Origin of the sequence: Actinomycetospora sp. CA-084318, from assembly GCF_050955885.1 — a bacterium.
In the GTDB taxonomy this organism is placed as follows: domain Bacteria; phylum Actinomycetota; class Actinomycetes; order Mycobacteriales; family Pseudonocardiaceae; genus Actinomycetospora.
The window spans coordinates 1,732,160-1,754,685 of sequence record NZ_CP192098.1; the positions used below are offsets into that span (position 1 = coordinate 1,732,160).

The 22,526-nt window shown below is 73.5% G+C and carries 21 protein-coding genes; 6 read left to right on the forward strand and 15 right to left on the reverse strand.

Translation table 11 applies throughout. The annotated features are described in order from the left end of the window. Positions 1-10: 10 nt before the first annotated feature. A complete protein-coding gene (locus ACQPYX_RS08495) occupies positions 11-1,681 on the reverse strand; it encodes a DUF6777 domain-containing protein (protein WP_433802454.1) in 1,671 nt (556 codons plus the stop codon). Positions 1,682-1,866: 185 nt separating this feature from the next. Here ACQPYX_RS08495 and ACQPYX_RS08500 point away from each other — a divergent pair, with 185 nt between their 5' ends. After that, positions 1,867-2,871 (forward strand): amidohydrolase family protein, encoded by a 1,005-nt coding sequence (locus tag ACQPYX_RS08500; protein WP_433802455.1) that lies wholly within the window; start codon positions 1,867-1,869, stop codon positions 2,869-2,871. A 3-nt stretch (positions 2,872-2,874) separates the two neighbouring features. Here ACQPYX_RS08500 and ACQPYX_RS08505 read toward each other — a convergent pair whose 3' ends face one another. The 6 genes from ACQPYX_RS08505 to ACQPYX_RS08530 form a co-directional block, all read right to left on the reverse strand. Next, positions 2,875-4,095: a trans-sulfuration enzyme family protein gene (locus tag ACQPYX_RS08505; RefSeq protein WP_433802456.1), complete on the reverse strand. Its 1,221-nt coding sequence runs from the start codon at positions 4,093-4,095 to the stop codon at positions 2,875-2,877. Between the two features lie 151 nt (positions 4,096-4,246). Continuing rightward, on the reverse strand, positions 4,247-5,524 hold the full coding sequence (locus tag ACQPYX_RS08510; protein ID WP_433802457.1) for a pyridoxal-phosphate dependent enzyme: 1,278 nt from the start codon (positions 5,522-5,524) through the stop codon (positions 4,247-4,249). Beyond that, a complete protein-coding gene (locus ACQPYX_RS08515) occupies positions 5,521-6,837 on the reverse strand; it encodes an LLM class flavin-dependent oxidoreductase (protein ID WP_433802458.1) in 1,317 nt (438 codons plus the stop codon). The genes ACQPYX_RS08510 and ACQPYX_RS08515 overlap by 4 nt, the downstream gene beginning before the upstream one ends. Continuing rightward, entirely contained in the window at positions 6,834-7,937 is a 1,104-nt protein-coding gene (locus tag ACQPYX_RS08520; protein WP_433802459.1) for an LLM class flavin-dependent oxidoreductase, read from the reverse strand. Before ACQPYX_RS08520 ends, ACQPYX_RS08515 begins: the two co-directional genes overlap by 4 nt. Then, on the reverse strand, positions 7,934-8,638 hold the full coding sequence (locus ACQPYX_RS08525) for a GNAT family N-acetyltransferase (protein WP_433802460.1): 705 nt from the start codon (positions 8,636-8,638) through the stop codon (positions 7,934-7,936). Before ACQPYX_RS08525 ends, ACQPYX_RS08520 begins: the two co-directional genes overlap by 4 nt. Positions 8,639-8,806: 168 nt before the next feature. Beyond that, positions 8,807-9,202 (reverse strand): hypothetical protein, encoded by a 396-nt coding sequence (locus tag ACQPYX_RS08530; protein ID WP_433802461.1) that lies wholly within the window; start codon positions 9,200-9,202, stop codon positions 8,807-8,809. Between the two features lie 49 nt (positions 9,203-9,251). Between ACQPYX_RS08530 and ACQPYX_RS08535 the strand changes: the two genes are divergently transcribed. Then, the gene (locus ACQPYX_RS08535) at positions 9,252-10,811 is read left to right on the forward strand and encodes an APC family permease (RefSeq protein WP_433802462.1); all 1,560 of its coding nucleotides are present in this window, start codon (positions 9,252-9,254) and stop codon (positions 10,809-10,811) included. Between the two features lie 151 nt (positions 10,812-10,962). Here ACQPYX_RS08535 and ACQPYX_RS08540 read toward each other — a convergent pair whose 3' ends face one another. Both ACQPYX_RS08540 and ACQPYX_RS08545 read right to left on the reverse strand, forming a co-directional pair. Next, positions 10,963-12,093 (reverse strand): LLM class flavin-dependent oxidoreductase, encoded by a 1,131-nt coding sequence (locus ACQPYX_RS08540; protein ID WP_433802463.1) that lies wholly within the window; start codon positions 12,091-12,093, stop codon positions 10,963-10,965. A gap of 167 nt (positions 12,094-12,260) precedes the next feature. Beyond that, positions 12,261-12,476, reverse strand: a complete 216-nt coding sequence (locus ACQPYX_RS08545; protein ID WP_433802464.1) for a dodecin — start codon at positions 12,474-12,476, stop codon at positions 12,261-12,263. A 551-nt stretch (positions 12,477-13,027) separates the two neighbouring features. Between ACQPYX_RS08545 and ACQPYX_RS08550 the strand changes: the two genes are divergently transcribed. From ACQPYX_RS08550 to ACQPYX_RS08560, 3 genes are all read left to right on the forward strand, one after another. Further along, positions 13,028-14,275, forward strand: coding sequence for an acyl-CoA dehydrogenase family protein (locus ACQPYX_RS08550; protein WP_433802465.1), 1,248 nt, complete (start codon positions 13,028-13,030; stop codon positions 14,273-14,275). A gap of 86 nt (positions 14,276-14,361) precedes the next feature. Further along, positions 14,362-15,189: an alpha/beta fold hydrolase gene (locus tag ACQPYX_RS08555; protein ID WP_433802467.1), complete on the forward strand. Its 828-nt coding sequence runs from the start codon at positions 14,362-14,364 to the stop codon at positions 15,187-15,189. Between the two features lie 300 nt (positions 15,190-15,489). Then, a complete protein-coding gene (locus tag ACQPYX_RS08560; protein WP_433802468.1) occupies positions 15,490-15,786 on the forward strand; it encodes a hypothetical protein in 297 nt (98 codons plus the stop codon). Between the two features lie 78 nt (positions 15,787-15,864). Here ACQPYX_RS08560 and ACQPYX_RS08565 read toward each other — a convergent pair whose 3' ends face one another. From ACQPYX_RS08565 to ACQPYX_RS08585, 5 genes are all read right to left on the reverse strand, one after another. After that, positions 15,865-17,172: an MFS transporter gene (locus ACQPYX_RS08565; protein ID WP_433802469.1), complete on the reverse strand. Its 1,308-nt coding sequence runs from the start codon at positions 17,170-17,172 to the stop codon at positions 15,865-15,867. Next, on the reverse strand, positions 17,169-18,344 hold the full coding sequence (locus ACQPYX_RS08570) for an LLM class flavin-dependent oxidoreductase (RefSeq protein ID WP_433802470.1): 1,176 nt from the start codon (positions 18,342-18,344) through the stop codon (positions 17,169-17,171). Before ACQPYX_RS08570 ends, ACQPYX_RS08565 begins: the two co-directional genes overlap by 4 nt. 178 nt (positions 18,345-18,522) lie before the next feature. Further along, on the reverse strand, positions 18,523-19,038 hold the full coding sequence (msrA, locus tag ACQPYX_RS08575; RefSeq protein ID WP_433802471.1) for a peptide-methionine (S)-S-oxide reductase MsrA: 516 nt from the start codon (positions 19,036-19,038) through the stop codon (positions 18,523-18,525). Between the two features lie 57 nt (positions 19,039-19,095). After that, positions 19,096-19,290 (reverse strand): hypothetical protein, encoded by a 195-nt coding sequence (locus tag ACQPYX_RS08580; protein WP_433802472.1) that lies wholly within the window; start codon positions 19,288-19,290, stop codon positions 19,096-19,098. Between the two features lie 111 nt (positions 19,291-19,401). After that, positions 19,402-20,511 (reverse strand): LLM class flavin-dependent oxidoreductase, encoded by a 1,110-nt coding sequence (locus ACQPYX_RS08585; RefSeq protein WP_433802473.1) that lies wholly within the window; start codon positions 20,509-20,511, stop codon positions 19,402-19,404. An 84-nt stretch (positions 20,512-20,595) separates the two neighbouring features. Between ACQPYX_RS08585 and ACQPYX_RS08590 the strand changes: the two genes are divergently transcribed. Beyond that, complete coding sequence (locus ACQPYX_RS08590) at positions 20,596-21,792, forward strand: NAD(P)/FAD-dependent oxidoreductase (protein ID WP_433802474.1); 1,197 nt, start codon at positions 20,596-20,598, stop codon at positions 21,790-21,792. On the opposite strand, the gene ACQPYX_RS08595 is transcribed toward ACQPYX_RS08590, so the two are convergent. Beyond that, positions 21,789-22,481 carry a GntR family transcriptional regulator gene (locus ACQPYX_RS08595; protein WP_433802475.1) on the reverse strand — a complete coding sequence of 231 codons (693 nt, stop codon included), beginning with the start codon at positions 22,479-22,481 and terminating at the stop codon, positions 21,789-21,791. The genes ACQPYX_RS08590 and ACQPYX_RS08595 overlap by 4 nt on opposite strands. Positions 22,482-22,526: the final 45 nt, after the last annotated feature.

Consider the following 22,526-nt stretch of genomic DNA (forward strand, 5'->3'; position numbering starts at 1 on the left):
GTGTCGGTGATCAGTTGTCGGTGCTCTCCTGCGACGAGGTCTCGGAGGCGCTCTCCGACGAGCTCGACTCCGGGGAACCGCCCTCGGTGCTCTCGGAGCTGCCGGTCGAACCGGTCGAGCCGGTCGAGGACGTGGTGGCGGGCTCCGGCTTCGTGGGCTCCGCGGTGCACTGCGCGGCGGGGTCGGTCACCGGCGAGACGGTGGCGGTGGTGCCGACCGGGCAGGTCGCGGTGCTCGTGGTGGTGCCGGTGCCGGCGACGGTCTGGGCCTTCTCGTCGGCGCCGGGGGCCTTCGGGGCCTCCGGGGCCTCGGGGGCCTTCGGGTCCTCCGGCTCGTCGGCGGGCTTCGTGGCGGGCTTCGTCGCCGAGGCCTCGGCCTCCTCCTCCGCCTTCTTCGCGGCCTCCTCGGCGGCCTTGGCGACGTTCTCGTCGTTGCGGGCCTTCGACTCGGCGTTCTTGAGCTGGCTCTCGGCGGTGTCGGCCTCCTGGTCGGCCGTGAGGGCGTCGTTGCCGGCCTTGATCAGCGCCGTGGCGGCGCCGACCTGCTCGGACTTCGCGGCGGCGAGCCGGGCCTGTGCCTGGGCGACCCGGGCCGGGTTCGGCGGGAAGGCGCGCAGGGCGGCGGCGAGGTCGTTCTGCGCGGCCACGGCCGCGGTGTTCGCGGCGGTGGCCCGCTGCTCGGCGGCGGTGCGCAGGCCGGCGAGGCGGTCGGCCTCGGAGCGGAACACCTTGGCGTTGATCGCCAGGCTGTCGGCGCGCTCGCGGGAGTCGGTGGCGTCCTTGCGGGCCTGCTCGGCGGCCTTCTTCGCCTCCGCGGCCCTCGCGACGAGCACCGGGTCGGGCTTCGCCGGGGTGGTCGTGGTGCCGCCACCGGGCTTGTTCGGACCGGGCTGGGGCTTCGGGTCCGGCTTGCCGGCGATGACGACGACGCGGCTGTTGTCGATGCTGGTGAAGCGGTACTGGGTGATGACCCGCTGGGTCGGGACCACGGTGATCGCCCCGGAGGCGGCGGCGCCGGGGGTGAGCGGGTTGCCGTTGAAGCACTTGACGGTCGGCTCGCCGTAGGAGTTGACCAGCACCGCCGTGCCGGCGGACAGGACGACGGGCTCCTCGACGAAGGCGCCCTCCCGGAACGGGTGGTCGGTGACGCTGGTGGCGGCGCGGAGCACGACCGGCGACAGCGAGTTCACGAACGCGGGGACGTCGGCGGCCTGCAGGCCGAACACACCGCCCCAGGCGGCGAGCTTGGCCGGGTCGGCCTGCAGCTGGGCGAGGAAGGCGGCGTCGTCGCAGGCGGGCGGGGTGGTGGCGGCGTAGAGGCCGGCGGTGTCGCCGCTCTGCTCGCCGGTGGCGGCGACGGTGGCGACCTCGGCGTGGTCGGTGCCGAAGGGGTCGGTGGTCGGGTTCGCCCCGGCGAAGCTCGTCGCCTGGACGGCGGGGGAGGAGGCCCCGGAGAGGGCGAACCAGGCGCCGGCACCGCCGACCACCAGTCCGGCCGCGACGAGCCCGGCGACGATCTTCCCGGCGACCGGGCGCCTGCGGGGCAGCGGCGCGGCGGGCGGCGGCGGGACGGGGCCCCGGAACTGCTGTCCGGGGAAGCCCTGCGGGCCGAACTGCTGCGGGCCCCGGTGCTGCTGGGCGGCGTGGTGGTGGACGGCGCGGGGGTCGGAGTAGGTCGTCATCGCGGGGCTCCTGGTGTGTCCCGGGGCCGCGGTGACCCCGTCTCGGTGATGGGAGAAGCCTGTCGCGATCGGCGCGGCGCAACGATCGTGCGGACCCCCGGACCACCGGGGTACGACCCGACGTCGGGAGGGGGACAGCCCTACCCACGCAGCGACCGCACGCGCTCGGGAGCACGATGGTGAGCATGCGCAAGCTCATCGCTCTCGAGGAGCACCTGGCCACGCCGGAGGTCGCGCAGGCGTGGCGGACGGCCCCCGGCACGGACCGGGACCGGGACGACGTGGCGTCGATGATGACGATGGCCGGGGAGGCCCTGCTCGACGTCGGCGAGGGCCGGCTGGCGGCGATGGACGACCAGGGGATCGACGTCCAGGTCCTCTCGCTCACCGCCCCGGGCGTGCAGAACCTGGAGGCCGAGCGGGCGGTGCCGTTGGCGCGCGGGGCCAACGACGCGATCGCGGCCGCCGTCGCGGCGCACCCCGACCGCTTCGACGGGTTCGCGACGCTGCCCACCCCGGACCCGGAGGCCGCGGCCGTCGAGCTGCGCCGCGCCGTCTCCGAGCTCGGTCTCGCGGGCGCCATGATCCACGGCCGGACCGGGCCGGTGCGGCTGGACGACCCGCGCAACGAGCCGATCTGGGCGGCCGCCGCCGAGCTCGGCGCCCCGATCTACGTCCACCCGCACCAGCCGGTCGACGAGGTCCGCGACGTCTACTACAGCGGCTTCGACCCCGCGACGGACGCAGCGCTCGCCGGGCCCGCGATCGGTTGGCACTACGAGACCGGCATGCAGGTGCTGCGCCTCATCCTCGCTGGCGCGTTCGACCGGCACCCGCAGCTGCAGCTGATCGTCGGGCACTGGGGCGAGGTGGTGCTGTTCTACCTCGACCGCATCAGTGCGGTGTCCGGCCGGTTCGGCACCGACCTGCGCCGTCCGGTCGCCGACTACTTCCGCGAGAACGTCTCCTACACCGGCAGCGGGCTGACGGTGCCGCGGATGCTGCGCTGGACGATCGAGCTGGTCGGGGTCGAGCGGGTCATGACGGCGGTCGACCACCCGTTCATCGACAACTCCGGCGGCGCCGCACGTCGCTTCCTCGAGGAGGCCGACCTCACCGAGGCCGAGAAGGACGCGATCGGGCACGGCAACTGGGAGCGCCTCCGCCCCGGAGGTGGCTCCGCCCTGTGAGTACTAATCCGTGTCCCGGCACGGATGAGTACTCACGAGCGCTCCGCGCACATCGGCGATCAGGTCGTCGGGGTCCTCGAGGCCGATCGACAGCCGCAGGTGCCCGTAGCGCCGGAACTCCTCGGGCCAGTGCGCGGCCCGGGGACCGTCCGGCCCGACGTGCACGATCAGCGACTCGTCGTGCCCCACCGACACCGCCGACGTGATCACGCGCAGGTCGGCGACGAACCGGTTCTGCGCGTCGGCGTCGCCGTCCAGTGCGAACGCCATGACCGCGCCGGGCGGCTCGCCGTCGAACAGCCGCCGTGCGAGGTCGTGCTGCGGGTGCGACGGCAGGCCGGGGTAGGCCACGTAGGCGACCTCGGGCCTCATCGTCAGGAACTCGGCCACCCGCTGGGCCGACGCCAGGTGCTGGCGCAGCCGCAGCGGCAGGGTGATCGCCCCGCGCGCGATCAGCCAGGCGTTGAACGGCGAGATGACCCCGCCGACGTCGATCATGACGTCCGCCCGGATCGGGTCGAGCAGCTCCGTCGCGCCGAGGACGGCGCCGCCCATCGCGTCGCCGTGGCCGTTGACGAACTTCGTCAGCGAGTGCACGACGAGGTCCGCGCCGTGCTCGAGCGGCCGGTACAGCGGCGGCGGCGTGAACGTCGAGTCGACCGACAGCAGCGCGCCGGCCTCGTGCGCGATCGCGGCCACGGCCGGGATGTCGCACACCCGCGTCGTCGGGTTCGCGACGACCTCGGTGTGCACCAGCCTCGTCGTCGGCCGGATCGCGGCGCGGACCGCCTCGGGGTCGGAGGTGTCGACGAACGTCGCCTCCACGCCGTACCGCGCGGGCAGGATGTCGCGGAACAGCCGGAACGTGGCCTCGTAGGTCACGTCGGAGATCACCGCGTGGTCGCCGGTGCGCAGCAGGCTGAAGAACACCGCGTGCAGCGCCGCGACGCCCGACGCGAGGACGACCGCGTCCTCGGCGTGCTCCAGCGCCGCGAGCTTGCGCTGCAGCGCGATCTGGTTGACCCCGGAGTTGCGCGTGTACAGCGGCGTGTCGAACCCGGACCACGACAGCGACGATGGGTCCTCCGGCAACGCGTACGAGTTCGCCAGCACCAGCGGCGTGCGGATCGCCCGAGTGCCCGGGTCGACGGCGTTGCCGCCGTGCACCGCCTGGGTCTCCAGCCGGCACGACGACGGGTGGTGCTTGTCGGGTCGCTCGGTCACGGCAGGCCAAGGTACGGCCTGTCCGGAGATGTAGCGGATCCGGACGCTCACGCCTCGGATCCGCGACCTCGTCAGTTCAAGATCACCGGAACGAGGACGATCCGGACGCAGTGGCTCCGAATCCTCCTCGTTCTGGTGATCATGAACGCCGTCAGCGGACGAGCGACTCCCGAGTGACCACGCCCGCCAGGCGACCGTCCCGCACGAGGTGCGCACATCCGCCGTCGGGAAAGCGCTCCAGGGCATCGGCCACCGACTCGCCGACGCCGAGCCCCATCGGCGGAGACGCAGCGGGCCCCACCGTCCCGGAACCCGACAGCTCAGCCGCGGTGACCAGCGCCAGCACCTCGCCCGTAGCCGGCGGGAACCGGTCGGATCGTCCCGCGAGCACGACCGGCAGTGCCGGCTGACCCGACTCCGCGAGCACCCGCCGCGCCTCCGCCACCGGCGTCCCGACCGGCACGGAGACCACGTCGGACGTGAACGCCGAGAGCTCGCCGTCGAGGAAGCCCTGCCGACGGCACCACGTGTCGGAGTGGTACTTCGAGAGGTACGCGCGCCCGGAGTCGGGGAGGAGCACGACGACGCAGTCGCCGGTCACCGTGGACGCCACCGCGTAGGCGGTTCCGGACGAGCCGCCGACCAGCAGTCCCTCGGTCCGCGCGAGCGTCCGGCAGGCATGGATCGAGTCCCGGTCCGGCACGGCGACCACGCGGTCGACGACGTCCTGGTGGTACGAGTCCGGCCACGGGTCGGAGACGGTCTGCGGGTGCACGTAGTGCCCGGCCGCCTCGATGGCGAACGGCGAGCCGTCGCCGCCGTTGTAGGACGAGGTCACGGGGTCGGCGCCGATCACCTGCACGCGCCCGTCCGAGGCCTCCTTGAGGAACCGACCGGTCCCGGAGATCGTGCCGCCGGTGCCGATCGTCGCGACGAAGTGCGTCACGCGGCCCTCGGTGGCCTCCCAGATCTCCGGGCCCGTCGTCCGGACGTGGACCGCGGGGTTGGCCGGGTTGCCGTACTGGTCGGCCCACCACCCGCCGTCGGTCTCCCGGGCGATCCGCGCGGCGTAGGCGACGACGTGGTTCGGGTGCTCCTTCGGCAGCGCCGACGGCGTCAGCACCACCTTCGCGCCGTAGGCCCGCAGGGCGTCGAGCTTCTCGACGGCGGTCTTGTCCGGCAGCACGCACACCATGCGGTAGCCGCGGGCGGCCGCGACCTGGGCGAGCCCGAGCCCGGTGTTGCCCGACGTGCCCTCGACGATCGTCCCGCCGGGGCGCAGCGCTCCCGACGCCTCGGCGTCGAGCACCATCGACAGCGCCGCGCGGTCCTTCACCGAGCCGCCCGGGTTGAGGTACTCGAGCTTCGCGTGCACCCCGGAACCCAGGGTCACCAGGGGCGTGCCGCCGACGAGATCGAGCAGCTTCACGACTGCGACAGCGCCCGCACCGGCGACAGCCCCAGGTTCTCGCGCAGCGTCGTCCCCTCGTAGGAGGTGCGGAACGAGCCGCGCTCCTGCAGCAGCGGCACCACCTGGTCGACGAACGGGTCCATCCCACCGGGCGTGATGTGCGGGACGAGGACGAAGCCGTCGGAGGCGTTCGACTGCACGAAGTCGTCGATCGTCTCGGCGACGCGGCCCGGCGTCCCGACGAAGGTGTGCCGCCCGTTCTTCGCGATCACCACCTCGCGCAGCGACCAGCCCTTCGCCTCGCCGAGCTCGCGCCACTCCTGCGCGGTGGCCACCGGGTCGCGGTACTGCCGCACGCTCGCGCGGCCCTTGGAGAAGTGCTGGCCGGAGTCGACGTCGTTCTCGGTGACCGGGTCGAAGCTCGGGACCGGTCCGTCGGGGTCGACCTCGGAGAGGTCGCGGTTCCACACCTGCTCGGCGAACGCGATCGCCGTCGCGGGGGAGACCTGCTGGTACTGGACCTGCCGGGCGTTCTCGGCGGCCTCCTCCTCGGTGTCGCCGAGCACGAACGTCGCGGCGGGCAGGATCTTCAGGTCCTCCTCGCGCCGCCCGAACTTCGCCAGCCGGGCCTTCACGTCGGCGTAGAACTCGATGCCGGCCTGCTTCTCGGCGTGCCGGGTGAAGATCGCGTCCGCGGACTCGGCGGCGAACTCCCGGCCCTCCTCGGAGTCCCCGGCCTGGATGATCACGGGGTGGCCCTGCGGGCTGCGGGGGAGCGGGAAGCGGCCGGTGATGTCGAACTGGTCGGTGTGGATGTCGAAGTCGCCACCGTCGGTGTCCCACAGCTGCTTCGCGACGTCGAGCATCTCCTTCGCCCGCAGGTACCGCTTCTCCTTGGGCAGGTAGCCGCCGCGCCGGAAGTTCTCGCCGGTGAACTCGTCCCAGCTCGTGACGACGTTCCACGCGGCCCGCCCACGGGAGAGGAAGTCCAGCGAGGCGAGCTTGCGGGCGACGTCGAGCGGCTCGTTGAAGGTCGAGTTCACGGTGCCGGCGAGCCCGATGTGGGAGGTCACGGCGGCCATCGCCTGCAGGATCGACACGTTGTCCGGGCGCCCCATGACGTCCAGGTCGTAGATCTTCCCGCCCTGCTCGCGCAGCCGCAGGCCCTCGGCGAGGAACAGGAAGTCGAACAGGCCGCGCTCGGCGGACCGGGCGAAGTGCTCGAACGACGGGAACTCGATGTGGCTGCCCGACGCCGGGTCGCTCCAGACCGTCGTGTTGTTGACACCGGGGAAGTGCGCGGCGAGGTGGATCTGCTTCTTCTGGGTCATCGGACGGCTCCGGCGTAGCGGTCGGCGGGCTTCTCCAGGCCGAGCAGCCCGCGCAGGGTGTCCACCTCGTAGGCGGTGCGGGTCAGGCCGCGGCGGGCCAGCTCCGGCGCGAGGTCGCGGGTGATGCGGGGCAGGTCGTGCTCGGTGACGGCGGGTCGCAGGCGCACCCCGCCGAGGCCGGCGGCGGCCCAGCCCTCGAGCTTCGTCGCCAGCTGGTCGACGGTCCCGGCGAAGACGTCGGCGTCCGAGCGCAGCGTCCGCTCGCCGTCGAGGCGGGTCCAGCGGGTGCTGGCCGCGGTGGCGTCGTCGTCGAGGAGGACGACCAGGTCGCCGAGCACCTGGGCCGGTTCCGTCCGCCCGATCTCCGCCTCCGCCGAGCGGACCCCGCGCAGCGTCGCCGCCGCGTCGCCGGTGGGCCCGTCCCGTCCGACGCCGTCCGGCGTGGTGAACACGAGGTCGGCGCAGCGGGCGGCGAGCCGGTAGGCGGTGTCGACGTGCGCGAGCGCGGTGACGATCGGCTGCCCCTGCGGCGGGCGTGGCGTGATCGACGGGCCGCGGACGGCGAAGTGCGAGCCGACGAAGTCGATGTAGTGCAGCTTGTCCCGGTCGACGAAGCGGTTCGTGGCGGCGTCGCGGATCTCGGCGTCGTCCTCCCACGAGTCCCAGAGCCGGCGCTGCACCTCGACGTGGTCGGCCGCCTCGTCGAACAGCGTCTCGCGGGTCTCCGACGCCGGGTCGCGGCGGCCGAACAGCGCAGCCTCGGCCGGGTCGCCGGACACCTTGATCCGCTCGCCGGCGCGCCCGGCGGTGACCCAGTCCAGCGTCGCGATCTGCGTCGACACGTGGAACGGCTCGGTGTGCGTGGCGATCACGGTCGGCACCAGCCCGACGTGCGAGGTGGCCGGCCCGGCGCGCAGCGCGATCAGCACCGGGTCCAGGCCGCGGCGGGCGAAGCCGTCCTCGAGGGTGACGAGGGTGGCGAGGCCGCGCTCGGCCTCCTGGATCTGCGCCACCCAGAAGTCGGGGTCGAGCACGTCGCCGGCCGGGGCGGCGGGGTGCCAGCCGGTGTCGTTCAGGGCGACGGCGAGGTGGAAGGTCATGAGTCCTCCGGATTCGACGGAGCACGGACGGCGACGAACGACGGGCGGTCGCGGAGGCGGAACCCGAGCTGCTCGTAGAGCCGGATGGCGGTGGTGTTGTCGGCGGCGGCGTGCAGGAACGGCGTCTCGCCGCGGGCCCGGATCCCGGCGGCGACCGCGAGGACGAGCCGGGTCGCGAGCCCCTGGCCGCGGACGGCGGGGTCCGTGCACACGGCGCTGATCTCGCACGCGCCGGGCACGTGCATGCGCTCCCCGGCCATCGCGACGAGCCCCAGCATGTCGTCCCGGATGCCCAGGTAGGTGCCGAGCTCATGCGTGCGGCGGGCGAACGGGCCCGGCCGGGTGCGCCCGACGAGGGCGAGCATCGCGTCGACGTCGGTGTCGTCGAGCAGCACGAGCTGCGGGTCGGGCGCGGTCGGCGTGGGCACGGCGTCGTCGAGCACCATCTGCACGCCGGGGATCTCGCGCTCGGGCGTCCAGCCGTCCGGGACGTCGAGCGGCCCGGCCGTGCGGATCACCAGCACGTCGCCGAGCGTCGCGGCGTCGTCCCACTCCGCGGCCGAGCGCGGCGGCGCGAGGAACGGCCCGACGTCGGGGTGGTAGCGCACGGCGTCGCCGCGGCGCACCGCGAGGTGGGCCTGCGGGCCGTCGAGCGCGGCGCGCAGCGGATCGTCGAGCGCGGTCGTGGTGGGGGCGTCCACCGGGGTCCTCCCTGTCGGAACGGATGCGACGGGGAGACCTCCTACTGCCCGGGCGGGGACCCGACGCCGTCGAGCCAGCGGCGCGACACGAGCACGATCACCCGGCCACCGTAACCACGACGGCGTGGTTCGTGCAGGTGAGCAACTCCGCCCCGTCGGCGGGAATACTCAGCGGTCCTTCCCGCGGCCCTTCCCCGGTCCGTCGTCCTTCGGCCCCGTGCCCTTGTCCTTCTTCTCCTGGCCGGGCGGTCCCGGCCCGTCGTCGTCCTTCGCCGGGCCCTTCCCGACGGCGGGTCGGGGCGCCTCGCGCGGTCCGTCGTCCGCGGGGGCCGCGGACCGTTGCGGCGCGGTGGTCGGGTCGGGGCCCTCGGCAGCGACGGGGGTGGGGACGGGTGTCGTCGTCGGTGCGACCCCTGCGGGCACGATCGGGGCTCCTGCCGCGGGGAGCGCGGGCGCCACGGGTGCCGCACCCGGCGTCGTCGGGAGGACCGCGACGGTGACCGCACCCGCCGCCAGGAACAGCCCCGCGGCGATCGCCGCGAGCCGGGGCCAGGTCCACCTCATGGCTCCAGGCAATCACATCGGCGGACGCGCCACGGGGTAACCGTCGGCCGTGTCGACGACGGTCGGCGACGAGGTCGCCGCGGAGGAGGGCCGCCTGCGCCGCCACCTGGGCGTGGGCGGGCTCTCCGCCATCGGGTTCTCCAACATCGTCGGCTCGGGCTGGCTGTTCGCCGCGCTCTACGCCGCGCAGATCGCAGGTCCCGCCGCCCTCGTGGCGTGGCTGATCGCGGGCGTGCTCGTCACGCTGGTCGCGCTGGTGATGGTGGAGCTCGGCGCGACCCGCCCGGAGGGCGGTGGCACCGTCCGCTGGCCGCTCTATGCGAGCGGGCGGCTCACCGGCACCGTCATCGGGTTCTCGGTGCTGCTCTCGGTCGGCGCGACGTCCGCCGAGCTCACCGCGATCGTCCAGTACGCCGGCTACTACCTGCCCTGGCTCTACGCCGACGACGCGCTGACCGGCGCGGGCGTGCTGTTCGCCGTGATCCTCTCGGTGGTGCTGACGGCCCTGAACTGGTTCGGCGTGAAGCTGTTCGGGCGGGTCAACACGGCGGTGACGGTCGTGAAGGTCGCCGTCCCGCTGCTGACCGTCGTGCTCCTGCTCGCCTCCGGGTTCGACTCCGCCCGGCTCACCGACCACGGCGGCTTCGCCCCCTACGGCTGGGGCGCGGTGCTCTCCGCCCTGGCCGGCGGCGGGATCGTCTACTCGCTCAACGGGTTCCAGGCGCCCGTCGACTTCTCCGGCGAGGCCCGCAACCCACAGCGCACCGTCCCGCTCGCGGTCCTCGGGTCGATCGGCCTCGCGCTGCTGCTCTACCTCGGTCTGCAGCTCGCCTTCCTCGGGGCCGTTCCCGACGACGCCCTCGGCGCCGGCTGGCAGGGGGTGAACTTCGAGTCGCCGTTCGGCCAGCTCGCCGTCGCCCTGAACCTCGGGTTCCTCGCCGCCGTGCTCTACGGCGACGCGGTGGTCTCGCCGGGCGGGTCGGCCTTCGTCGGGGTGGCGGTCGACGCGCGCCACACCTACGCGCTGGCGAAGAACCGGCTGCTGCCCCGCGCGCTGATGGCGGTGCACCCGTCGTCGGGCATCCCGCGACGGGCGTTGCTGCTCAACCTCGCGGTGATCGTGGTCTACCTGCTGCCCTTCCGCGGCTGGCAGTCGATCGTCTCGGTGATGGGCACGCTGTATCTGCTGCTCTACCTGGCCGCTGCCGTGGCCGCGGAGGTGTTCCGGCGCCGGGAGCCCGAACGGCTCTCCGGGTGGGTCCCGGGGCTGCGGGTCATCACGCCGGTGTCGTTCGTGCTCGCGACGCTGTTCGTCTACTGGTCGGGCTTCACCGACCTGCGCCTGGCGCTGCCGCTGACGCTCGTCGGCGTGGCGCTGTTCGTGGTGCTCTGGCGGCGGGACCGGTCGGGCTCGCTGGTGGAGGAACTGCGCCGCGGCGCGTGGCTCGTGGTGCACCTGGTGGTGCTGACCCTGCTGTCCGGCCTCGGGTCGTTCGACGGGCTGGGGGTGCTCCCGGCGCCGTGGGACAGCGTGGTCGTGGGGGTGTGGGCGGCCCTGGTGTTCCCGGTGGCCGTGCGGTCGGGGGTGCGGGAACAGCCGACCGCGTGAGGACCGCGACGCCACGGCCGCCGGGCAGACCGACCCGGAACCACGGCGTCCCGCGCGCGGTCGACCGCCGGTGAGGGTCGAGGAACCGGTGCCGTCGGCACCGGTCCCACGGCGTAGTCCGGAGACCGTCGTCGCAGACCGTGACGGCGGATCAGGCTGCGGTCAGCGTGTCCACGCCGCGCGGACGGCCCTCGGCCTCACGGCGAGCGACCTCGGCGCGGACCAGCGGGATGACCTCGCGGCCGAACTCCTCGGCGTCGGCGAGCAGGTCGTACCCGCGCGCCGAGAGGATGTCGACGCCGAGATCCCAGTAGTCGACCAGCGCTGCGGCGACCGTCTCCGGCGTACCGACCAGCGCCGTCGAGTTGCCGCCGCCCCCGGTCGCCTTCGCCGTGACGGTCCACAGCGCGCGGTCGAAGCGCTCGCCCCGCTCGGCCACCGCCAGCAGGCGCTGGGAGCCGGCGTTCTCCGGGTCCCGCAGCCGGTGCCGGTTGGTCAGCGGCACGGTGCCGCCCTGCGTCCGCTCCTCGATCCGCGCCACGGTGGCGTACGCCTTCTCCCAGGCCGCCTCCTCCGTGACGCCGAGGATCGGACGGAACGCGACCTGGATGCGCGGCATCGTCGTGCGCCCCGCGGCGCGGGCGGCGGCGTGCACGGTGCGAATCTGCTCGGCGGTGTCCGCGAGCGGCTCGCCCCACAGCGCATAGATGTCGGCCTCCGCCCCGCCGACCGCGTACGCCGCGGCCGACGAACCGCCGAAGCTCAGGTTCGGGCGCGGCGACTGCAGCGGGCGGACGTCGGCGACGAAGTCCTCGAACGCGTAGTGCTCCCCGGCGTAGTCCCACGGCTCGGTCCGGGTCCACGCCTGCTTGAGGATCTGCATGTACTCGCGGGTGCGGCCGTAGCGCTCGTCCTTGGACAGCCGGTCGCCCTCGCGGGCCTGCTCGTGGTCGCTGCCGCCGGTGATGACGTGGACGGTGACGCGGCCCCCGCCGAGCACGTCCATCGTCGCGAACGTCTTCGCCGCGAACGTGGGGACCGACAGGTTGGGCCGGTGGGCGACCAGCAGTTGCAGGTCCTCGACGTGGTCGAGGATGTACGCGGCGGCCTGGGCCGGGTCGGGGCTGCCCGACGAGTAGGCGGTCAGCACCCGGTCCCAGCCGTTCTCGGCGTGGGCGCGGGCGAGGCGCAGGGTGTAGTCGGGGTCGAAGGCGGGGCCGCTGCGGGCCCCGGTCTCCGATCCGTCGTTCGTAGCGGCGATACCGAGGAACTCGACGGGCACGGCTCTACTCCGGTGGATTCACGACGACAGGTGGGCACGGTGGCCCGGCTCAGGTCGCGGAGCAGACCCGCTCGAGGTCGATGTGACGCCGACGCGTCAGGAGCGGCACGTCCTCCACCGTCCTCCGCGGGCGGCGGCGGGTCAATGGAGGCACGAGGCGCTCGCGGTCACTTGGTGTCGGTGAGGGCGAACCCGACCTTCAGGGTGACCTGCACGTGGCCGACCTCGCCGCCCTCGACGTGCCCGCGGATTTCGGTCACCTCGAACCAGTCGATGTCCGTCAACGTCGCCGACGCGCGGGAGATGGCCCCGCGGATCGCGTCGTCGACGCCCTTCTCCGAGGTGCCGACGATCTCGGTCTTGCTGTACGTGGTGTCCGCCATGGGGTAGCTCCTGGATGTCGAGGGTCAGGTACGGGCGCCGGACGCGGGGCGGTCAGCGGCCCGGACAGGCCGCGCTCGAACGCCGCTGGAGGTCGACGTGCAGGCGGCGCACCAGGCGTCCGGGCACGGGTCTCACCTCGTCGGAGCGGGGTCGGCGGGAGGCCAACGTCATCACCCGGGCGACGCCGCAGCAAGCCGGGCGGACGCGGATGTGACCGCGACCTCTCTCCGGCGCAGGACCCGTTGACAGGGCCACGGGGTGCCGGTTCGGTGAGGCCCGTGAGCCGACCGACCGAGGTGCTGATCCCGGCACTGCTGACGTCGCGTCTGCACGTCGACCTGCTGCTGGTCTCCTCCAGCGCGTGTCGCCCCTGACCTCGACGGTCCTCGGCGCCCCCTGAGCGCGCCCTCTCCACGCGCGTCGTCCGCGCGATCTCCCCGGCGTCCCCGCACGCCCTCCCCGGCCCGGGGTCCGCACCGCCGTGCGCGCCTTGCGGCCCGTCCCCGCGCGCGCCGACGTCGCGTGCACCCCCTGACGGAAGGACACACCCATGACCGAGGTACTCGAGCCCTTCGTGACCGCCGCCCGCGACCGCGGTGCCGACTTCGCGGCCCTGCCCACCCCGCGCACCGCCGACGAGTGGTTGGAGCGCGCCCGCCTGGTCCGCCGCATCCTGGAGGTCGACGCCGCCGAGCGCGACGCCGCGGGCGCGACGCCGTACGACGAGGTGGCGGTGCTCAAGCGGTCCGGCCTGGTCACGCTCCTGGGCCCGACGGCGCAGGGCGGCGGCGGGCAGGAGTGGCCGCTGGCCTATCGGGTGACCCGGGAGGTCGCGGCCGGCGACGGCTCGATCGGCCAGCTCCTGGGCTACCACTACCTGTGGTTCTGGGCGGCGCGGCTGGTCGGCACGCCCGAGCAGATCGAGGCCGTCGAGACGCAGGCGACCGCCGAGCAGTGGTTCTTCGGCGGGGCGGTGAACCCGCGCGACGACGACGTGGTGATCCACGACGAGGGCGACGAGCTCGTCTACCACGGGAAGAAGTCGTTCTCGACCGGCAGCAACGTCTCCGACGTGACCGTCCTCGAGGGCGTCATCTCCGGGACCGACACCCACGTCTTCGCGATCGTGCCCTCGAAGCAGGACGGCATCGTCTACCACGACGACTGGGACAACATCGGCCAGCGCCTGACCGAGTCGGGCGGGGTCACCATCGACGGTGTGCGGGTGCCGTGGGCGGCTGCGGCGGGGTTCCGCGACAAGGTCTACCAGCCGCGGGTCTACAACACCCTGAACGTCCCGGTGATCCAGCTGGTGTTCGTCAACTTCTACCTGGGCATCGCCCGCGGCGCGCTCGACACGGCCGCGGAGTACACCCGCACCACCACGCGCCCGTGGTTGCACGGCGGCCAGGAGCGCGCCACCGACGAGCCCTACATCGTCGACGGCTACGGCGACCTGACCGCGAAGCTCTGGGCGGCCGAGGCCCTCGCCGACGCAGTCGCCCTCGAGCAGCAGGAGATCCACCGTGACCCGGACGCCCTCACCGAGCAGGCGCGCGGTGAGCACGAGGTCCGGGTGGCGGCCGTGAAGGCGGTCGCCACGGACGTCGCCCTGGCCGCCTCGAACGCGATCTTCGAGCTCACCGGGGCTCGCGCCACCCGGGCGTCGCTGGGCTTCGACCGATTCTGGCGCAACGTCCGCACGCACTCGTTGCACGACCCGGTCGCCTACAAGCGCCGGGAGGTCGGCCGCTACGTGCTGATCGGCGAGCTGCCGCAGCCGACCTGGTACAGCTGACGCACGGGTCGTGGACCGGCGTGTCCCGGTGAACCACCACCCGCCAGGACCCGCCGGGCTCGGCTGGTCCAGTGGAGGATCGAGGCGTGATCGAGAGCGACCTCGTCCTGCCGGACGGTCGCGTCCTGCGCGTCTACGACACCGGCGGGACCGGCGGGACCACCGTGATCTGGCACCACGGCACACCGAATCTGGGGACGCCTCCCGCTCCGCTGGCGGCACCGTCGGCTCGCCTGGGGATCCGTTGGCTGTCGTTCGACCGCCCCGGATACGGCGGCTCGAGCGAGTGTCCCGGCCGCGACGTCGCGTCGGCCGCCGCCTGGGCGCGCGCTGTCGCCGATCACGCGGGCGTCGACCGGTTCGCGGTGCTGGGCCATTCCGGCGGCGGACCGCATGCGCTGGCGTGTGCGGCACTGCTGCCGGACCGGGTCACGGCCGTCGCCACGATCTCCGGCCTCGCGCCGCCCGGCTCGAGCTGGTTCGACGGCATGCATCCCGCGGCCGCCGCCGGCTTGCGGGCCGCGCAGGAAGGACGTGCCGTGAAGGAACGCTTCGAGGCGTCGGCGGAGTTCGACCCGGAGGTCTTCACCCCGGCCGACCACGCGGCGCTGGCCGGTGACTGGTCGTGGTTCGACGAGGTCGTCGGGCCCGCCCTCGCTCAGGGGATGGGCGGGCTCGTCGATGACGACCTCGCGTTCGTCCGGGACTGGGGATTCCAGCCCACGCGCGACGTGCCGACCCTGGTGGTGCACGGACGGCAGGACCGCATGGTCCCGTGCGCCCACGGCCGCCGGCTGGTCGAGGCGACCACCGCGGAGGGCTGGTTCGAGCCGGCCGACGGCCACATCTCGGTCCTGCGCCGTGCCGAGGACGCGCTGGCGTGGCTCGTCCGGGCAGCGGAGGCGCAACGCTAGACAGGTGATCACGCCGACCGCGACGCGGAGTGCGTCGCGCTCGCCATGATCATCTGCCTAGCTCACTCCGAGGGCACTGGCTCCGGAGCCTCGTCGATCACGGTCTGGTGATCGGGGGACCGGCCGTGTCAGAGTGATCCCGTGACGGGACCCGGATCGCGACTCGTGCGCCGCACGTACGTCGATCTGCTGCGCGTCGTCTCCGCGGGGTGTCGGACGAGCTGAGCTCATCCGCCCGCCCGTCGGTCCGCGCCGGACCGACCGTCCCCGAGGATCGCCATGCCCTCGTCCCGTCCTGCCATGACCACCACCGGCCGCCGCCGCCACGCTGTGCGCGACCCGCTCGACGACGCCGTCCGCACCGGCCTCCGCCACCTGAGCAGCCTCGACGCCGCGGGCACCCGCGAGCGGTGGACCCGCTGCCGCACCATCGAGTCCGCGTTGCGCGCCGCCCTCGACGAGCAGCTCGTGCTCGGGCCCTCCGCCGCGGCCCCCGCCGTCACCGTCGCCTGCGCCTACCTCACCGCCGCCGACGTGGAGGAGGCCCGCGCCGCGTTGCTCGTCGCGGCTGACCGGCTGCGCGAGCGGTCCGCCTGAGGTGCTCCCTCCAACCGAACGAACGGCACCCTCGCGCACATAGATGCTGCGAGAGTGCCGTTCGTGCAGGTCAGGGGCCTACAGGTGCTCCAGCGGCCGCGCCTTCAACGCCGCCCAGATGCTCACCAGCGCCGCGACGAACAGGTAGCCCGCCGCGTACCAGGGCGCTCCGCCGCCAAGGGCGAGCAGCGAGGTGAGGATCAGCGGGGTGAGCCCGGAGGCGTAGATCCCGCCGCCCTGGAAGGCGAGCGACATGCCAGTGTACCGCGTCCTCGTCGGAAAGATCTCCGCGAAGAGCGTCGACTCGGCGCCGCTGGTGAGGCCGTAGGAGACGCCGAGCATCACGATCAGCACCAGCCCGACGACGATCGTCGAGCCCAGCCCGAGCAGCGCGAACGCCGGGAACACCCCGACGGCGAGGATCGCGCAGCCGATGGCGAAGACCCGTCCGCGGCCGATGCGGTCGCCCCAGAACCCGGCGAGCAGCACCACGAACGCGCTCACCACCGCGGCGACGGTGACGGCGATCAGCATCTCGGTCCGCGGCAGCTTCAGCGTCGACACGGTGTAGGTCAGGACGAAGACGCCCCAGGTGTTGAACGACGCGCCCTCGGCCCAGCGCGCGAGCAACCCGAAGCCGAGGTTGCGGCGCGAGTCGGGGTCGCGCACGACCTCGACCGCAGGCACCCGCGAGATCTCCGCGGCCTCCTGCATGCGCCGGAACGCGGGGGTCTCCAGCACGGCGAGCCGGACGATGAACCCGATGACCACGAGCACCACGCTGGCCACGAACGCGATGCGCCAGCCGTAGTCGATGAAGGCCTGGTCGTCCATCACGGCCCCGAGCAGGGCGAACGCCCCCGTCCCGAGTGCGAGGCCCAGGCCGAGGCCGATCTGCGGGGTCGCGCCGTACACGCCCCGTCGGCCGGGCGGCGCGTACTCGACGGCCATGAGCACGGCGCCACCCCACTCACCGCCGATCGCGATGCCCTGGATGACGCGCAGCAGCACGAGCAGGATCGGCGCGGCGACACCGATCGCGGCGTAGGTGGGCAGCAGGCCGATCGCCGCGGTCGACAGCCCGGTCAGGGCCATCGTCACGATGAGCGTGCTGCGCCGACCGACCCGGTCGCCGATGTGCCCGAAGATCAACCCGCCGATGGGTCGCGCGACGAAGCCGATCGCGAAGGTGGCGAACGAGAGCAGGGTCGCGACCGTCGGGTCGCCGTTGCCGTAGAACAGCTGCGGGAAGACGATCCCGGCGGCGGTGGCGAAGAGGAAGAAGTCGTACCACTCGATCGTCGTGCCGATGAGCGACGCCGCGAGGACCGTGCGGCCCTCGCGGCTGCCGGCGGACGGGACGGCGGTCTCGGCCGTCGCGGTCACCGGGCGGACCCGGCGAACGGCACGGACGCCGCGGGGGCGTGCAGCGCGCGGGCGGCCTCGGAGCCGGCGGCCGGGGTCCACAGACCGCGCCGGCCGAGCTCGGCCAGCGGGCCCTCACCGACCCAGTAGGCCTCCTCGAGGTGCGGGTGGCCGGACAGGACGAACTCGGTGATGCCGAGGTCGTGGTACTCGGCCATGCGGTCGGCGACCTCGGCGTGGCTGCCGACGAGCGCCGTGCCCGCCCCGCCGCGCACCAGACCGACGCCGGCCCAGAGGTTGGGGGAGACCTCCAGGTCCGCGGCCGTCTTCGCGCCGCCGTCGTGGAGACTCCGCATGCGCTGCTGACCGACGGACTCGGAGCGCGCCAACCCGGCCTGGACGTTCTCGATCATGTGGTCGGGGATCCCGCGCAGCAGTTCCTCGGCCTGGGCCCACGCGGCGTCGGCGGTGTCGCGGGTGATCACGTGGAGCCGGATTCCGAAGCGGACCTCGCGGCCCTCGTCGGCGGCGAGCTTGCGGATCCAGGTGATCTTCTCCTGCACCTGCGCGGGCGGCTCGCCCCAGGTCAGGTACACGTCGACGTGCTTCGAGGCGACCTCGCCGGCCTTCGCGGAGGACCCGCCGAAGTAGATCGGCGGTACCGGGTCCGGGACGCGCTCGAGCTTCGCGCCCTCGACGTGGACCTGCTCTCCCTCGAGCGTGACCTCCTCGCCGGCCCACAGCCGCCGGACGACGTCGAGGAACTCGCCGGTGCGGGTGTAGCGGTCGTCCTTGTCGAGGAAGTCGCCGTACGCGCGCTGCTCGGCGGGCTCGCCGCCGGTGACCACGTTGACCAGCAGCCGACCGCCGGAGTGGCGCTGGAAGGTGGCGCCCATCTGCGCGGCGAGCGTGGGGGAGGTGCCGCCGGGGCGGAAGGCGACGAGGAACTTCAGGCGCTCGCTCTCGGCGGCGAGCATCGCGGTGGTGAGCCACGCGTCCTCGCACCAGGCGCCGGTGGGGGTCAGTGCCCCCTCGAACCCGACGGTCTCGGCGGCGCGGGCGATCTGGGCGAGGTACCCGAGCGACGCCTCGCGCGGCGTACCGGCGGCCGATGCGGCCATGCCGTGCCCGCCGCCGACGAGGCCGCGGGAGTCGCCGTAGGTGGGCAGGAACCAATGAGCGGTGATGGACAAGGAGGTGCCTCCGGCTCGTGAGTACTAGTCCGTGTCAGAGCACGGAAAAGTGCACACGAGCCGGAGGCACCTGTGGTCGACGTGACGCCGCCGCGTGAGCAGGCGGGTGTGGTCGGCCGTCATGGGCGTCCATCCTCCGGCCGCCGGGCGGACCCGACAACCGGAGGTGACGTGCTCGTCAGGCCTGGGCCGACTCGCTCCGCTTCGGGAGCTTCCAGTCCGGGCGCACCCAGTGGCAGGTGTACCCCCAGGGCTGGCGGATCAGGTAGTCCTGGTGCTCCGGCTCGGCCTCCCAGAAGTCACCGGCCGGCTCCACCTCCGTGACGACCTTGCCGGGCCAGAGGCCGGAGGCGTCCACGTCGGCGATGGTGTCCTCGGCGACGCGCTTCTGCTCGTCGGAGGTGTAGAAGATCGCCGACCGGTAGCTGCGGCCGACGTCGTTGCCCTGGCGGTTGCGCGTCGACGGGTCGTGGATCTGGAAGAAGAACTCGAGGATCTCGCGGAACGAGATCTTCTCGTCGTCGAACACGACCTCGACCGCCTCGGCGTGGTCGCCGTGGTTGCGGTAGGTGGCGTTCGGGACGTCGCCGCCGGAGTAGCCGACGCGGGTGGAGATGACGCCGGGCCGACGCCGCAGCAGGTCCTGGGCGCCCCAGAAGCAGCCGCCGGCGAGGATCGCGGTCTCGGTGGCCATGAAGGTCCCTTCTCTCGACTTCGTCGTGCACAACGAACCGGGACCGCCGAACCTTCCCTACTCGCGGCTCTGGCGGCGGCGGTACTGGTCGACGATCCCGCGGGGGAGCGGTCCCGACGACGGGACGGGCAGGCCCCGCTCGCGGGCCCACATCCGCACCGACTCGACCCAGCCGGAGATCGTGCCCGCGCGCGTCGGTTCGTCGGCGTCGCGGCGGGGGAGGGGCGTGGTGGGCTGGCGTGGTTCGGTCATGACCGGCACCTCCGATGACGTGTCCCTCCACCCCTACGCCTGTGGTGCCGATCACACAAGCGCCGTCACCCGACCGCCCTCCGTGCCGATCGAACGGCACCCTCGCAGCATCTATGTGCGCGAGAGTGCCGTTCGTTCGGTTCGGGCGGCGCCCGATCGGACGAGCGGCAGCAGGTCCCGGCCGTAGGCGGCGACGTCGTCGAACGGGTCGTAGCCGCGCAGCAGGAACGTCGTCACGCCGAGGTCGACGTAGTCGAGCAGGGCGGCCGCCACCGTCTCCGGGGTCCCGACGAGCGCGGTCGAGTTCCCGGCCGCCCCGCTCGCCGAAGCCGTCGGCGTCCAGAGGCAACGGTCGTGCAGCTCGCCGCGCTCGGCGGCCGCCATCAGCCGCTGCGACCCGACGTTGGTGCGGGTCGTCTCGTGGCCCTGCCGGTGCGACGACCGCCCCGTGAACGACCCGCCGCCCCCGCCCGCGGCGACGATCCGGTCGAGCACGTCGTGCGCGCGGTCCCACGCCTGCTCCTCGGTGGCGCCGAGGATGGGGCGGAAGGACACCGAGATACCCGGCATCTCGGTGCGACCCGCGGCGCGGGCGGCCGCGTGGACCGACGCGATCTGCTCGGCGGTCTCCTTCAGCGGCTCGCCCCACAGCGCGAACACGTCGGCGTGCTTCCCGCCGACGCGGTAGGCCGACTCCGACGAGCCGCCGAAGAAGACCGGGATCGGCTGCTCCGGGCGGACGTCGGTCTGCGCGTCGGTGACGTCGTAGAACTCGCCGTGGTGGTCGAACGGCTCGGTCGCCGTCCACGTCCGGCGCAACACCTCGAGGTACTCGTCGGTGCGCCGGTAGCGGCCCTCCTTGTCGAGGTGGTCGCCGTCGCGGGCCTGATCGGCGTCGCTGCCGCCGGAGATGGTGTGCACGGCGACCCGGCCGCCGGCGAACCGGGCGAGGGTCGCGAACGAGCGGGCGGCCAGCGTCGGGGCGACGAAGCCGGGCCGGTGGGCGATCAGGAACCCGAGGCGCTGCGTCGACGCGGCCAGCGCCGCGGCCACCTGCAACCCGTCCGGGGAGGAGGCGCTGTGCCCGACGAGCACCCGGTCGAACCCGGCGTCCTCGTGCGCGGCGGCGAACCGGTGGACGAAGTCGACGTCCAGCGGCGGACCCGACGGCGGGTGGATCTCCGAACCGAAGCGGGGGCTGAGCTGACCGATGAACTCCACATTCGGGGGGTGGCTCCGCCCCGCGAGTACTAATCCGTGTCCTGGGACGGATTAGTACTCACGGGCCGAAGGCACCCTGCGGCCATGCACATCGTCATCATCGGAGCAGGGCTCGCCGGGACCACCACGGCGCAGGCCCTGCGGGAGCAGGGGTTCGACGGGGACGTCACGCTGCTCGCGGGCGAGGACCACCTGCCCTACGACCGGCCGCCCCTCTCGAAGGACTACCTGGCCGGGTCGTCGGGGGCCGACGACATCCTGCTCCAGGAGCGGGGCTGGTTCGACGAGAACCGGGTCGCCCTGCGGCTCGGGACGCGGGCGAGCGCGGTGGACCCGAAGGCCCACGAGGTGACGCTCGAGGGGGGCGAGACGCTCACCTACGACAAGCTCGTGCTCGCCACCGGCTCCACCGCCCGCACGCTCGGCCTGCCGGGCGCCGACGCGGAGGGCGTCCACACGCTGCGGACGCTCGCCGACTCCGACGCGATCAAGGCGGAGTTCGGCGAGGGCCGTCGCCTCGTCGTGATCGGCGGCGGGTGGATCGGGCTGGAGGTCGCGGCCACCGCGCGCGGGGCCGGCACCACGGTGACGGTGCTGGAGCACGAGGGGCTCCCGCTGCTGAAGGTCCTCGGACCGGAGATGGCGCAGGTGTTCGCCGACCTGCACACCGGGAACGGCGTCGAGCTGCGCCCAATGGTCGAGGTGGCGGAGATCGTCGTCGAGAACGGCCGGGCGTCCGGGGTCCGCCTCGCCGACGGCTCGACCGTCGGGGCCGACGCCGTCCTGATCGGGGTGGGCGCCGCCCCGGACCTCGCCCTCGCGAAGGACGCCGGTCTCGACGTCGAGGACGGGGTGCTCGTCGACGCCTCGCTGCGCTCGAGCGACCCGGACGTCTACGCGGTCGGCGACATCGCCGCGCACGACCACCCGACCTACGGCCGGCTGCGCGTCGAGCACTGGAACGCGGCGTCGACCCACCCGGCGACCGCCGTGGCCGCCATGCTCGGCGGGAACGACACCTACACCGAGGCGCCGTACTTCTTCTCCGACCAGTACGACCTGGGCATGGAGTACGTCGGGCACGCCCCGCGGGGGAGCTACGCCCGGGTCGTCACCAGCGGCGACGTCGCCGGCCGCGAGTTCGTCGCCTCGTGGCTGGACGGCTCCGACCGCCTGCTCGCCGTGATGAACGTGAATGTCTGGGAGGGTCTCGACGACCTCCGCTCCCACGTCGGGTCGGACGAGCCCGTCAGCGAGGAGACGCTGCGGGTCGTCGGTTAGTCGGTCGGCGGCGGCGACTCCGCGCGGATCGCCGCCGCCGCCAGCTCGGCCGTGCGCCCGATGTGGTCGAGGTGCGCCCGGCAGGCACCGTCGGCGTCCCGGGCGACGGCCGCCTCGAAGATGTCGCGGTGCTCGGCCGCCACGTCGCGCCGCCCGCCGTCGCCGCGGACCGACCACTGCCGGTAGAGCGCGGCGCACTCCTGCAGGTCCTCGATCAGCTCGATCATCCGCGGGCTCCCGCAGGCCGACATGGTCGCGGCGTGGAACGCGACGTGCACGGCCGTCCACGCCTCGTTCAGCACCTCGGGCCGGTCGGCCGACATCATCGGGGTCCGCTCGAGGCGGTGGTGGGCGGCGACCAGCTCGCCCTCCCACGTGAGGTCACCCCGCTCGACGGACCGGCGCAGCGCCTCGCCCTCGACCAGGCCGCGCACGTCGGTGAGGTCGCAGAGGTCCTCCAGCGACGTCGTCGTGACGGTGAAGCCCAGCTGCGGTGACGCGCGTACGAGCCGGGCCCCCGCCAGCCGGTTCAACGCCTCCCGCACCACGTTGAGGCTGACCTCCTCGGCCGCGGCGATGCCTCCCGGGCGCAGGCGCTCGCCCGGCCCCAACCGTCCCCCGACGATGTCGGCCCGCAGCCGCTCGTAGGTGCGCTGGGTCAGGGACGGGGCCGTCCCTCGTGATGCCATGCGACCAGCATAATCTCCCTGTATCCAGATTAATATGGATTTTCT

Bases quoted from the DNA above. Each gene is read 5' to 3' on its own strand.
- ACQPYX_RS08590 (WP_433802474.1), top strand. From the start codon at position 20,596: ATGCACATCGTCATCATCGGAGCAGGGCTCGCCGGGACCACCACGGCG.
- msrA (WP_433802471.1), bottom strand. From the start codon at position 19,038: ATGGCCACCGAGACCGCGATCCTCGCCGGCGGCTGCTTCTGGGGCGCC.
- ACQPYX_RS08495 (WP_433802454.1), bottom strand. From the start codon at position 1,681: ATGACGACCTACTCCGACCCCCGCGCCGTCCACCACCACGCCGCCCAG.
- ACQPYX_RS08530 (WP_433802461.1), bottom strand. From the start codon at position 9,202: ATGAGGTGGACCTGGCCCCGGCTCGCGGCGATCGCCGCGGGGCTGTTC.
- ACQPYX_RS08550 (WP_433802465.1), top strand. From the start codon at position 13,028: ATGACCGAGGTACTCGAGCCCTTCGTGACCGCCGCCCGCGACCGCGGT.
- ACQPYX_RS08515 (WP_433802458.1), bottom strand. From the start codon at position 6,837: ATGACCCAGAAGAAGCAGATCCACCTCGCCGCGCACTTCCCCGGTGTC.
- ACQPYX_RS08595 (WP_433802475.1), bottom strand. From the start codon at position 22,481: ATGGCATCACGAGGGACGGCCCCGTCCCTGACCCAGCGCACCTACGAG.
- ACQPYX_RS08545 (WP_433802464.1), bottom strand. From the start codon at position 12,476: ATGGCGGACACCACGTACAGCAAGACCGAGATCGTCGGCACCTCGGAG.
- ACQPYX_RS08560 (WP_433802468.1), top strand. From the start codon at position 15,490: ATGACCACCACCGGCCGCCGCCGCCACGCTGTGCGCGACCCGCTCGAC.
- ACQPYX_RS08520 (WP_433802459.1), bottom strand. From the start codon at position 7,937: ATGACCTTCCACCTCGCCGTCGCCCTGAACGACACCGGCTGGCACCCC.
- ACQPYX_RS08580 (WP_433802472.1), bottom strand. From the start codon at position 19,290: ATGACCGAACCACGCCAGCCCACCACGCCCCTCCCCCGCCGCGACGCC.
- ACQPYX_RS08500 (WP_433802455.1), top strand. From the start codon at position 1,867: ATGCGCAAGCTCATCGCTCTCGAGGAGCACCTGGCCACGCCGGAGGTC.